7 protein-coding genes are annotated in these 13,405 nt (G+C 50.8%); 4 read left to right on the top strand and 3 right to left on the bottom strand.

The features are described 5' to 3' along the window. Both fdnG and B2633_RS00435 read right to left on the bottom strand, forming a co-directional pair. A partial coding sequence (gene fdnG / locus B2633_RS00440; protein WP_483168560.1) for a formate dehydrogenase-N subunit alpha occupies nucleotides 1–2,978 on the bottom strand: 2,978 nt, incomplete at its 3' end. 307 nt (nucleotides 2,979–3,285) lie between these two features. Further along, entirely contained in the window at nucleotides 3,286–5,211 is a 1,926-nt protein-coding gene (locus B2633_RS00435; protein WP_483168559.1) for a molybdopterin biosynthesis protein, read from the bottom strand. Between the two features lie 201 nt (nucleotides 5,212–5,412). Between B2633_RS00435 and B2633_RS00430 the strand changes: the two genes are divergently transcribed. Then, nucleotides 5,413–6,621 (top strand): molybdopterin molybdotransferase MoeA, encoded by a 1,209-nt coding sequence (locus tag B2633_RS00430; RefSeq protein WP_483168558.1) that lies wholly within the window; start codon nucleotides 5,413–5,415, stop codon nucleotides 6,619–6,621. Between the two features lie 3 nt (nucleotides 6,622–6,624). On the opposite strand, the gene B2633_RS00425 is transcribed toward B2633_RS00430, so the two are convergent. Continuing rightward, nucleotides 6,625–7,725, bottom strand: coding sequence for a PRK06851 family protein (locus B2633_RS00425; RefSeq protein WP_483168557.1), 1,101 nt, complete (start codon nucleotides 7,723–7,725; stop codon nucleotides 6,625–6,627). Nucleotides 7,726–7,957: 232 nt separating this feature from the next. Between B2633_RS00425 and recJ the strand changes: the two genes are divergently transcribed. The 3 genes from recJ to dtd are packed head-to-tail and all read left to right on the top strand — an operon-like array spanning nucleotide 7,958 to nucleotide 13,392. Continuing rightward, nucleotides 7,958–10,753 (top strand): single-stranded-DNA-specific exonuclease RecJ, encoded by a 2,796-nt coding sequence (gene recJ / locus B2633_RS00420; RefSeq protein ID WP_483168556.1) that lies wholly within the window; start codon nucleotides 7,958–7,960, stop codon nucleotides 10,751–10,753. A 5-nt stretch (nucleotides 10,754–10,758) separates the two neighbouring features. Next, a complete protein-coding gene (locus tag B2633_RS00415; RefSeq protein WP_483168555.1) occupies nucleotides 10,759–12,942 on the top strand; it encodes a RelA/SpoT family protein in 2,184 nt (727 codons plus the stop codon). Further along, entirely contained in the window at nucleotides 12,943–13,392 is a 450-nt protein-coding gene (gene dtd / locus B2633_RS00410) for a D-aminoacyl-tRNA deacylase (RefSeq protein WP_483168554.1), read from the top strand. Nucleotides 13,393–13,405: the final 13 nt, after the last annotated feature.

The raw sequence follows: 13,405 nt of genomic DNA, 5'->3' as shown, positions 1-13,405 counted from the left end.
GCCTCGATGTCACCCCGGGTGGTAGAGACAATAACCTTGGCACCGTTCTTGATCCCTTTATCCCGGGCCAGTTCCTCACTGAGCTCAACAAACATATTGGGCATCAACTCGGCCAGCCAGGGCAGGTTGCGAGTCAAAGCGCCGGTCTGCCAGTGCTCGGTTACCCGGTAAGTAGTAGCGATTATAGGATAATCTTCCTTCTTACCTTGCTTCTCGGGTTCCCATACTTTGGCTATCGGGTTCATAGGCTGCTTGTTGACAATTGGTGGCACCGGAGATTCCCAGGGCTCATAATGTTCAGGGAAAGGTCCATCCTTAAAGGATGCCAGCGTTGCAAAGAAACATCCTTTGCCTTCAGGACGCATGATAAATGGATCATTAAAAGCCGGCTTGTCAGGTCCGGTGGTCTTAATGAAGTCGGGAACATCCCAACCTGCCCAAGCGCCTGCTCCATCCCACCACACCAGGGGGTCGGTGTCGCCCGGCCAGGGGGTTACTCCATCAGGCTGTACTGAGCAACGGTTGTATATAATTCTTCGGTTGACTGGCCAAGCCCAACCCCAGTTGGGGAACAGTCCCAAGCCGCTGGGGTCTTCTTTCTTGCGCAGCTGCGGTTTGTAGATCATCTTGCCGTCTTTCCAGGTGGTACCGCCGCAGTAAATCCAGTTGCCGCAGGCTGTACTGCCATCATCCTTTAAGAGGGCAAAGCCTTCCACCGGCTTGCCGTCGGCGACGGTATAACCGCACAATTCATTGGCCACTTTCATAATATCGGGTTCTTCTTCGCCATGCTGACCATCGTAATCCCAGGTCATCTTGTTTATGGGTTCATCCTCAGGCCTGGTGCTGTCTGCATACAAGGCTTTGATCTTCTTGCCTAATTCATTGTAAATCCACAGGTCGGCTTTGGATTCTCCTACCGGATCAGCGCCTTTCCAGCGGAACTGCACCCAACGGCCGGTTTGGGCTGCGGTGCCCTCTTTTTCATATACAGCAGCCGCAGGAAGGAAAAATACCTCGGTAGCTATATCCTTGGGGGTTAAGCGGTGTACCTTTTCATTCTCTACCGCTCTCTCCCAGGCGGTATGACTCCAGAACTCGGCGCTCTCATTGAGCCACAGATCGATGGAAACCATCCATTTCAGTTTGGTCAATGCGGTCTGTTCTTTATTGGCGCTGGGACCGCCTACCACCGGATTGGATCCGTTGATAAAGAGACCGTCGATTTCGCCTTTATACATGGCTTCAAATAAGCCGATGTGCGAATAATTCTTGGTGTCCTGACGCTTGGGTATATAGTGATATGCAAAATCGTTGGCTTCGGTAGCGGCATCGCCATACCAGGCTTTCAAAGTACTGACGATCCACTTGGAGGTGTTGACTTTCCAACCGGAATACTTGACCCCGGCCGCGACCAGAGCCCGCAATTCAGTCAGATTGGTAAAAGGCAACTTGCCAACCCCGGGGGTTGTCTTGCGAATATAGGAAATCAAGTCTTTATAGGCAGCGCTTGCAGTAGGGGAATCAATGTAGCCGGGTAAAATGTGGAAAAGCAGAGCCATATCCGTGGCCCCCTGCACATTATTCTCCCCGCGCAGAGCATTTATTCCGCCGCCGGCTCTGCCCATATTGCCCAGTAGAAGCTGCACTATAGTGAAAGCCTTGACATTCTGGGATCCAACGGTATGCTGGGTGATGCCCATAGCATAGTTGATGCAGCCGGTTTGATCCGGAGCACTGGTAGAGCAATATAGTTTTAAGACTTCCTCATATTTTTTCTTGGGACTGCCGGTGATAGAGCAGACCGTATCGATATCGTAACGGGAATAGTGTTTCTTCATGAGCTGGAATACACAGCGCGGATCCTGCAAAGTCGGATCCTGCATGATGTTTCCGCCTTCATCGTATTTATAGTCCCAGGAACTTGTATCGTATGAACCCTTGGCGGTATCAAAACCGCTGAAGAGACCGTCCTGAAAATCGAAATCATCTCTGATCAGGAAGGCTGCATTGGTATAACTTAACACATAGTCCTTATGATAAAGCTCATTATCCAGGATGTACTTTACCATGCCCCCTAAAAAAGCGATGTCGGTACCCGAACGCATGGGGCAATAGATGTCAGCAATTGCTGAAGTACGAGTAAAGCGGGGATCCACATGAATGATCTTAGTCTGACGCTGGGGATCAAACCTGCCCTTCATAAGCCATTTCATTCCGATAGGATGATTCTCCGCCATGTTGCTGCCCATTATCAGGGCTACATTGGTGTTTTTGAGGTCGATCATGTGATTCGTCATGGCGCCTCGTCCAAATGCTGGTGACAAACCTGCCACCGTGGAGCTGTGTCAGATACGGGCCTGGGTTTCTAAAAATACCACACCCAGGGAACGCATCATTTTGGCTAAAAGATAGCACTCCTCATTATCCAAACCGGTTCCACCGATAGAGGCGATCTTCTCGGTACGGTTTACAATTATTTCAGTACCGTCAGCGATTTTTTCCTTATGAATAAAACTTGCGTCACGGGTCTCCTTGATCCGCTGGGCAATTTCATTCAACATCCAGTCCCATTCTTTTTCTTCCCACTTCTCACTACCGGGTGCCCTGTATAATGGCTTTTTAACCCTCTTAGGGTTGACTACCTGATGCCCGGTCTCCGGCTCATAGATCTCTCTAAGATTGAACATAGCAGAACCCTTTGAACAAGCACAACCTTCATTGATGGGATTGTCAGGGTCGCCTACTACGCTCAGCAGTCTGACGAACTTGCCTTCAGCATTCTTCTCGGCATATACGACCAGACCGCATCCAGAAGCACAATAGGGGCACACCGTCGGTGTTGGGGTTACGTTTTTGATCCTTAGTTCCTTAATAGCCGCAGCAGTGGCTTGCATATCAAAACCAAGATCCACAACCGCAAAGCTGGCTGCGGTTCCACCGGCTAATTTGAGGAACTGACGACGCGTAACCTTCATTCCATCCCCACTCTCCTTTCCCATATTTATTTTTATAAAACTCCCAACACATTATAGCATCCCGCCGGCAATATCGACACCCATAACCTTTAGCCGGGGTTTTATATATTAAGTCTGCCGGTTTGTAACAATGGCTATGGGTATTCAAATTACGGGATAAAAGACTCTTCCCTCCCTTCAAAGGCTATCGTTGCTGCATTAAAAAAAGCCCTAATACGCCTTCTTATTATTTCGACAGAGAATTTTAAAATCCTTGCCGGGCTCGAATGGGTATTGTAGTATAACTAAAATATATCATAAGTATAATCTAATGCAACTTATTAGCAGCTAAAACCTGGCCGGACAGTTCCAGATTATACCCTCCCATTTTTCGCAGCCTTTCTTGAAAATCAGGGCTTTGTAAAGCCTCCAATAACAATTCCGTCCAGGCTTCGGGGATAAGGTCGGTCAATATACACAAATCATACTGCTCCTCCGCCAGGGGGATAAAGTCCAGATCCATAACCCGGGCACTGGCCATGATGCCCAGTCCGCAATCGCAAGCATCGTTTTTCACCGCCGCGGCTACCGCCAAATGAGTGTATTCCTCCCGGGTGTATCCATTGATCCCTGCTGGGTCCACCCCATCCCGTTTGAGCAGATAATCCAACAGGATTCGAGTCCCGGCCCCTTTTTGTCGATTGATGAAGCGTATGCCGGGGTCTAGCAATTGTGCCAAACCGGTAATCCCCAAAGGATTGCCCTTCTTCACTATCAAGCCTTGCTGCCGCCTGGCTACATTGATCAAGCGCCAGTTCTTTCCGCTGAGATAACGCTGAACATAGCTGATATTGTAGTTGCCTTGCTCAGTATCCAATAAATGTATGCCGGCCATATGGGTCTCGCCGCGCATCAGGGCCATCAGACCGCCCATACTGCCTACATTGGTCGATAAAAGGCGGATCTCGTGCCGGCGGCGCAGGTAATCAATCAACAGGTCGATACACAGGTCATGACTTCCCATGCATACCAGCGAGCGCTCGATCTCATGCCTGGGGCGCATCAAAACTGCCTGGCTGTATTCCCCGACGTTGATACCTTCCTGGCCGCTGGAGATTTTGATGACCCCGTCAGCCCTGACCAGGTTGGAGGATATGCCCGCACCTCTGCTCAAAGGATAGGCCAGATAGCGATCCTGCAATTTGGCCAGATTTACATATACGAATTCGTCCACTCCCATGGGGGAGGCTATTTTCCTGGTCAGCTGGCACTGCATTTCCTCGGGTTCAGGTACAACCAGGCCTTGTCTTCTATATATTAGTGGTCTGGCAAACAGGGTAAAAACCAGCTGTGCGGAGACCGGGTAACCTGGAACCCCTATGACCGGTTTATTTTCGCCGATCAGTCCTAATATGGCGGGTTTGCCGGGTTTAATCGCCAGGCCATGATTGAGAACCCTCCCCAGGCTGGCTATAATAGCGGATGTATAGTCTTCTCTGCCTGCAGAGGAGCCTGAGCAGATAACCAGGAGGTCAGATTGCGGCTCCATTTCCCGAACTGCCTGCAGCAGTTTGTCCCAATCATCTTCAACGATGGAGTGGCGAATGGTCTTAGCTCCCCATCCCTGGCACAATGCTGCCAGCATATAGCTATTTGATTCCACGATCTTACCGGGTTCTAAATCAGGGGAAGCGGTTGGCACTAATTCAGTGCCGGTAGGAATGATCCCCACTACCGGCTGTTTGAAAACCGCCACTTTATCTACCGCAGCACTGATTAAGGCCGCGATTTCATAACTGCCCAGGGGATATGAGCTGGGTACGATCATATCTTGGGCTACCAGATCTTCGCCCACTGAGCGGATGTGCTGCCAGGGAACCGCGGCTTTGATTATTTCAGCCTCATTGCCGAAAAAGTTGACGTCTTCGATCATAATTACGGCATCATATGGCGGGGGTACATAATCACCGGTATCCACCATTAAATAACTGCTTTCAGCTATTCTCACCGGGGTGGTTTCACTGGCAGTATAGGTATCTTTTGCCCGCACCGCAATGCCGTCCATAGCGGAAGCCTGGTAATGCGGCGAAGAACGCTTTGACAGGACCGGCCGGGAGGTAACCCGTCCCAGGCAATGGCCTACATCCACCCATTCTTCACCGGTTTTAAAGAAACCGGCTTCATTTAAAGCCTGGTTGAAGCTTAACATGGCTTCCTGCAAAGGGGTATTCTTGATATATATATTTCTTTTCATGCTGTTATAGACTCCTGGTGTTTTCAATTATTGTATCGCACCGCATTAAAAAACAAAACCAGCCTCAAGGAAAATTGACGCTGGTAATTAATCGGAGGCGCAAAGCCGTCAGTCAATTTTATCTTACCGGGTGTTTAAGTATAATAACTATAAGGGCAGGATCATCTTCCGCCCCATTAACATGTCTGAGAGGATGTAAACATGGGCGAGTTTTTGCAGGTGGTAAGTTACGAAGAGGCTATCGTCAGGCTAAAGAGCAGGCTCAAGCGGCCCGGGGAAGAACAGTGCCCGCTGGGCCGATCCAGGGGGCGGATATTATCCCGGGCGATTGCCAGCCCTGAAGATATGCCGGGTTTTAATCGGTCGACAGTAGACGGCTATGCGGTAAATGCCCTCGATAGTTTTGGGGCCAGCGAATCCCTGCCGGCCTTTTTCCAATATATCGGCGCGGTTCCCATGGGGGCCGCTCCAGACTTTTCCATCAGCTCCGGCCAGTGCGCCTGGATCCCTACCGGGGGCATGCTCCCCGCCGGCAGTGATGCCGCTATAATGGTGGAGTACACCGAAAGGCTGGGTGACGACACCATACTGGTCTACCGCCCGGGCAGCCCCGGGGAGAATGTGATGCGAAAAGGGGAAGACATATCCCGCGATGCAGATCTATTTGCCGAAGGGCACCTCCTGCGCCCTCAGGATATCGGGCTTTTGGCTTCGCTGGGAATCAGCCGGGTACCGGTTATCAAGCCTTATCTGGTCGGCATCATCAGCAGCGGTGATGAAATGGTTCCCATTGAAATGCCGCCGAATCCCGGACAGGTTCGGGATGTTAATTCATACAGCCTGGCGGCGGCGGTTGAAGAGAGGGGACATCGGGCCCAAATCTATCCGCTGGTCAGGGACGATGCGGATCAGCTAAAAAGGATGGTGGCTCAATCACTTGAACAAAACGATATAACCCTGCTGTCCGGAGGCAGTTCTGTGGGAATCGCCGACCTGACCCTGGATGTCTTGTTGTCGTTTGAGGAAGCGCAGCTGCTTTTTCACGGATTGGCGGTGAAACCGGGAAAACCAACCATGGGAGTGAGTATTAAAGATAGACTGGTAATAGGTTTGCCAGGTCATCCGGTTTCAGCGTTGATGATGTTCAATGTATTGAGCCATCAACTCTTAGACAGCAGGAGAAATCTTCATGTCCATGCCAGGCTGACCCAGAATATCGCCTCACAGCCGGGGAGAGACGACTTCGTGCCGGTTTATCTCAGTGAAGGGGCAGGCCACTGGGAGGCCCGCCCCCTGTTGGGAAAATCGGGTTTAATGAGTATCCTGGCCCAGGCCAATGGCTTTATTCATATAAAGGCTGTCGACCAGGGATTAAAGGGTGGGGAGGTTTGCCGGGTTTATCCGTTTTAAGCCTCAAAGCCCCAGTTGATTCTGCCATGAGGCTGCTATTTGCTGCCGGCGGGTTTCAATCGCTGCAAAATCCATAGCCGGTACGTAATAATGTTCCAGTTCATCGTGCCATTTTTTGGCGGTCTGCAAGATTTGCACGGCATCGGTGATGCCCTGGTTGTAGCGGTGGACGGCAGCAAAGATCAGCTTGGCCCGGGCCGATACGCCTTCATTGTCCAGCAGCTGATCGAAATCAAGCTGGCGCTTGAGCTTCAGGCCTTTTAGTATTTCTTTATAAGGAAGCAATCCGGACCCTATATCGATCAATAAAGCATTGCTGGACGGTACCAGGATATAATCGATATCATGGGGATCCACAGGATTGTGAAAAACCTCGCCATATATCCCGCCCTGCTCCATCAGGTTTCTGGTATGGGCAAACAAATCCTGCACCCCTGCTCCTGGACTGCCTTTTACCGCGAAGATAGCGGTATGATTATCGATCAAGGTTTCCAATTTGGTTATCAGTCCGCCCGGGGTCAGAGCCCCGGCAAACAGATGCCTTAAGGGGCGGTATTCCGACACCGAACCAGCCAGGAAATCGGCAGTCAATGCCTGAAGATTACGGTTAAGGGATTTGCTTACACGGTTTTCACCGTAGTAATCCTTGAGTTCGTCATAGGCGATGCCACATTCTTTGAGGCGGCTGTAAGCCCGCATAAAACACCTGGAGATTTCCCGGGTCAACTGCACAATCTCTTGGCGATGGGGCTTTATCATGTCCTGATGCCAATAATCGCCCAGGTTAAGGATTTCGTCTACAGCGCCGGGGTAAACCGGATCTACCACATGCGGACTGGTGCCATCCAACAAGCAGAACTGCTGCTTGCCGATGACGATGCCGTCCAGAGAAGACGGGTCTGAGGAACATCCATGCTCCTCGACGTCCACGCCCAGCCGGGAGAAATGATCCCCGACTTTCTTCATGAAACTGGACTTTCCCACTCCGGGTCCGCCTTTGAGGATGATTTTTTGAGCAACCTCTGGCCCCACTATCTGGTCATAGAAAGAATAAAAGCCAAAACGGGTATTGCCGCCCGGGTAAACATATCGACGGATTGCCATATTTTGCACCCCCATTTCAACATTAACCGCACAGTCGTCATTAAATCTATATGGCTAAAAGCTAAAAATATGTGGTCATACTTCTTGAATACAGCATTCCCGGCTTTGCAGAAACGCCTTCAAGAATTTACTGCGGTGGATGTCGTCTTCATTTATAATTGATAAGAAATCCCGGCCAACCAGCAGCCGATTGTAATGAAGCGCATTTTTATCTTGCGATGGGAGAGGAAATATGGATCAGCCTTTATGGGTATTACGCCAATATGATATTGTACAAGCCCAAGCCATGGCGGAGCGACTGGGCATCAGCACAGCGGCTGCGATCCTGTTGCAGCAGCGTGGCTGCCGGAGTGAAGAACAATGCCGTTATTTTTTGTCACCCCGATTGGAAGATCTTACCCCCCCGCTGTCCATGAGCGGGATGGCAGCGGCCGTAGAGATCATTCAGCGAACTGTTGACGCTAAACGGCCTATTGTAATCTTTGGGGATTATGACGTTGATGGTGTCTGCAGCATCGTTATTTTACGGGAATGCCTGGAAAGGCTCGACGCTGAGGTCGATTATTATATACCCGACCGATTCCAGGAAGGCTACGGCCTTAATACCCAGGCCGTACAGCAACTGGCCCAGCGGGGATTTGGATTGCTGATAACAGTGGATTGCGGCATCAGGTCAGTGGAAGAAGTGGCTGCAGCCAGGCGTTCGGGTCTGCAGGTCATAGTCACCGATCACCATCTGCCGGGAGATATTCTGCCTGAGGCGGATGTGATTATCAATCCCCATTTGGATCAAATGGAGGACTGCAAAAATTTATGCGGGGCCGGGGTAGCTTACCAACTGGCCAGAGCCTTGGGATCAGTACCGGACAATGACTCCTGGCTGGATCTGGCTGCTCTGGCCACCCTCGCCGATATAGTCGATTTAAACGGCGATAACCGCATCCTGGTCAAGCATGGTCTGCAGCGCATGTCTGTTACCGACCGGCCGGGATTGAGGTGTCTGATGGAAACCGGCGGAATCAAACCTGGTGAGGAAATAAGCTCCTGGCAGATAGGTTTCATATTGGGCCCGCGGCTCAATGCGGCCGGCCGGCTCAGCCATGCCCGGCTCAGCGCGGAGCTGCTCTATACTCGAGACGAACAGCAAGCCCTTTATCTAGCCGAGGTTTTGAACCGGCTGAACGATGAGCGCAAGCAAACCGAGGAAATCATACTGCGCGAAGCCTCCCTGAGAATAGCTCATCAACCTCAAATTCTGCAGAACAATGTTTTGGTTTTGGACGGTAAACAGTGGCACCACGGGGTTCTGGGCATTGTGGCCTCCAGGCTTAGTGAAATACATCGGAAACCGGTAATTCTTATAAACTGGGATGACGACAGCGGGCGTGGTTCATGCCGCAGCATCGAGGGCTTTGACATTCATCGGGCTCTTCAAGCCTGTCAGAATCACCTCCTGCAATACGGGGGGCACCCTATGGCCGCCGGGCTTACCATCGATAAAAACCAGCTGACTTTTTTCATTGAGGCCCTGGAGCGCTGGAGTCAGGAATCGGGCCAGGCCGGCGCCAGGGAGGAACGCCACTTCATCGACCTTGAAATTGACCCGGCTCAGATAAACTGCGATTTATGGCATGAGATTCAGGCCCTGGAGCCTTTTGGCCCTGGCAATCCGGTTCCGGTTCTGGCGGTACGGGGAGTGGAATTGCAGCAGGCGGCTATGATCGGTGCGGAAGGTCAGCATTTCAGGGCGCGTATGCAGGGTTCTAATCTCAATGTGATTGCATTTAGGAAACCTCAATATGCTGATTTCAAGGCTGGTCAATATCGTGCCGATCTCACTTTTCAGCTTAATCGCAATGAATTTCGGGGCAGGACCAGCCTGCAGCTTAAGATCAGACAGATGAAACCCGCTTATCAGTGGGATATGAGCGCGGAGACTCCCTTGAGACCATGGCTTCGGGAAGCCCTGGGCCTTCTCGAACAGCAGCGGGCCGTCTTGCTTATAGCGCCTACTTATCGCGTATTGAATAAACTGCAACAAAGTCTGGAATTGTGGCTTTGCGAAGCGGCGCTGCATGGCCTGCACGGCCACTTGTCCGCAGCACAGCGGCAGGCCGGGGAGCAGGCTTTATTGTCCGGTGACCCGGGTTTATACTTGGTCAGCAGTGCCTATCATTATTATCTGCAGAAAAAACAGTCTGAGGCCCTAAACGCTCTTCACAGCATTGACGTGCTGAAGAGCCAGGCCGAAGGGGCGGCGGCCCGTGATCAGGACAATGGGGAAAACGGTCCCCTGACACTTAATAGCGGCATAAAAGCGTATACTGTAAAATCAGGTGAGATGCCGGATCGGGGGCGTTTCGCGGTTTATGTCAATCGCCTCAAGACGATACAGAACTTAAGAGCCGGGATCAATCCGCTGTTTTCGGAAGCCGGTCTGGGCGACATACAGCAGCGCCGCAGGGTCAGGCGTCAGTTTGTCCAGGCCAAGGAGGGGTTTTTACTTACCGACGGCAATGCCTGTGGTATGCCCATAGGCGAGATAGACGGGGTGTGGATGGCTGATTTGCCTTTCAGCACTGCGGAAATCGACCACATCTGGAATGAAATGGGAATAGGGACGTCCTGCCCGCTGGTCCTGCGCTTCAATCAAAGCCAGGTCGATGCCAACCAGATCTACCTGGGCCGCCTCTATCCCGATACGGAGCGGATAAGGTCTATGTTGCCGGCCCTGCGGTCTTTGGGGCATGGAGTGCTGCAGGGGGAGGTTTCCCAGTTCTGCCAGGTCTTATCAAGAATCACCGGCCGTCAGGTAAGCGCACTGGATTTGCAGTCCGTACTGCACGTACTTGATGATCTGGGCTTGTGCCAGTTTAAGAAAAAGGGTAGTATTATGGCAATAAAGTTTATGTTTCATGCCAAAAACAGCATTAATATGTCTGAATCCCCCTACTATCTGGAGGGCCTGGCTGAAAAAAAGGCATTTCACGACCTGGCTAACGAGCTTCAACAAATGCCGCTTTGGTGATGTTTATGGATCCACAATTGCAGCATATACTGGATAAGGTAAGCTCTTATGATCCGGATGCCAATCTGGCTCTCATAACCAAGGCATATCAATACGCCAGTAAAGCGCACGAAAATCAAAAGCGAATATCCGGCGACCCCTATATCAGCCATCCGGTTGAAGTAGCCTTAATCCTGGCGGACATCGAAATGGATGCTGCTTCGATATGCGCTGCCTTGCTTCATGATGTGGTAGAGGATACCATTGTAACCTATCAGGATGTGGTCAAGGAGTTTGGCGAAGAGATTGCCCTGCTGGTAGAAGGGGTAACCAAGCTCTCCCGGATAAATTTTAAGACCAAAGAAGACGCCCAGGCCGAAAACCTGCGTAAAATGTTTATCGCCATGGCTAAGGATATCCGGGTCATACTGATAAAACTGGCTGACCGCCTGCATAATATGCGCACCCTTAATTATCAAAGTGAAAGCAAGCAAAAGGAGATTGCCACCGAAACCCAGGAAATATTCGCTCCTTTGGCCCACCGGCTGGGCATTTTCAAATTTAAATGGGAACTTGAAGATCTGGCCTTTTCTTTCCTGGACAATCAAACCTACCGCGAAGTGGCCACACGTCTGAAATTTAAACGCAAACAGCGTGAAGAATATGTCAATGAATTGATCGAACAAATCCGCTCCGGCCTCGATCAGATCGGAATAAAGGCGGAAATCAAAGGGCGTCCCAAAAACATCTACAGCATTTACAAGAAGATGATCAAACAGGGCAAGGATATCGATGAGATCTACGACAAAATCGCCATCCGGGTAATCGTCGACGACATCCGGCAGTGCTATGGGGTTTTGGGGATTATCCACACCATGTGGAAGCCTATCCCGGGGCGCTTCAAAGACTATATCGCCACTCCCAAGGCCAATATGTACCAGTCTCTCCACACCACCTTGATAGGCAAAGGGGGAGAGCCTTTTGAGGTGCAGATCCGCACCTTGGAGATGCACCGCATCTCAGAATATGGCATCGCCGCCCACTGGCGCTATAAAGAGGGGGACAGCAACCGGGAGCGCAAACTCGATGAAAAACTGTCCTGGCTGCGCCAAATTCTGGAATGGCAGCAGGATATCAAAGATACCGATGAGTTCATGGAATCCCTCAAAATAGATCTGTTCGACGATACGGTTTTCGTATTCACTCCCAAAGGAGCGGTCATCGAGCTGCCCAAAGGTTCCTGCCCGGTGGATTTTGCCTACCGGGTTCATACCGAAGTAGGTCATCAATGCACCGGAGCGCGGGTCAACGGACGTATAGTACCCCTGGATTACACCTTGAACAACGGTGAAATTGTTGAAATAATCACTTCTAAAAGCTCCCCCGGACCATCCAAAGACTGGCTTAATTTCATTAAAACCTCCTCTGCCAAAAGCCGCATCAAAGCCTGGTTTAAGCGGGAAAAGCGTCAGGTCAACATCATGCGCGGCCACGAGATGCTGGAAAAGGACCTGAAAAAGAAACACCTCGATCCCCGCGAACTGCTCAAAGAAGAGAAATTGACGGATATTGCCAAGCGCTTCGGCTATACTACCGTTGACGATCTTTTAGCCGCGCTGGGGGACGGGGCTTTAACCGTCAATCAGGTTATCAATAAACAAAAAGAGCTTTATTTCCAAGATGCCAGCGTTGAGGATATTTTCAAATCCAACCTGAATCGCCCTTCATCCCATGCCGATAAAGAAACCAGGGCATTGCGCATCAAAGGTGTGGATGAGGTGGCCACACGCCTGGCTCGTTGCTGTAACCCCTTGCCTGGAGACCAGGTTTTGGGTTATATTACCAGAGGACGGGGAGTATCCGTACATCGTCAGGACTGTCCCAATATGCATAATTATATGCAAAGTGAACCGGACCGTATTATCGAGGTGGAGTGGGCGGACGACCGGGGCGTTTATGGGGTGGAACTGGAGGTTCGGGCCATGGACCGTCCGCGCCTTACCACCGATGTCATGATTGTTATCGCCGATACCAAAATCCATATAAACTCGGTTTATTCTCGGATTACCAAGAACAACCGGGTGATTATGAACTTTAAGCTGGAGATAAAAGATATGAGCCACTTACAGGCCGTGATCCAAAGGATTCAAAAGGTTAAAGACGTAATGGATGTGAAACGGGTATTGCCGGGCGAGTACAGGGGAGATTAGATGAGAGCGGTGGTACAGCGTACAGTATCCAGCCGGGTGATGGTTGAAGGCCAGGTTATAGGCGCCATCGGACTGGGATTGACAGTGTTGCTGGGTATTAAAAAAGGGGATACCTCGGAGGATGCTGACTACTTGATGGATAAAATCGTTAATCTACGGATTTTTCCCGACCAAGACGGCAAGATGAACCTCTCGCTACAAGATGTTGCCGGAGGGGTCTTGTTGATCAGTCAGTTCACCCTGTACGGGGATGCCCGCAAAGGGCGCAGACCAAGCTTTACCGAAGCCGGTCTGCCTGAACAAGCCCGGCCGCTGTTTGATTATTGTGTCGAAAACTTGCGCCTGAAGGGTTTAGAAGTTCAAACCGGGGAATTCGGGGCCGAAATGCAGGTAGATATATGTAACGACGGGCCCTGCACCATTTTGCTGGATAGCTTTAGAGCATTTTGATAAGGAGGAAGAA

Source organism: Syntrophomonas sp. UBA1041, from assembly GCF_002316705.1.
Lineage (GTDB): Bacteria > Bacillota > Syntrophomonadia > Syntrophomonadales > Syntrophomonadaceae > DTU019.
The sequence above is the reverse complement of the archived record's forward strand: the minus strand, read 5'-3'. Positions and strand labels throughout refer to the sequence as shown.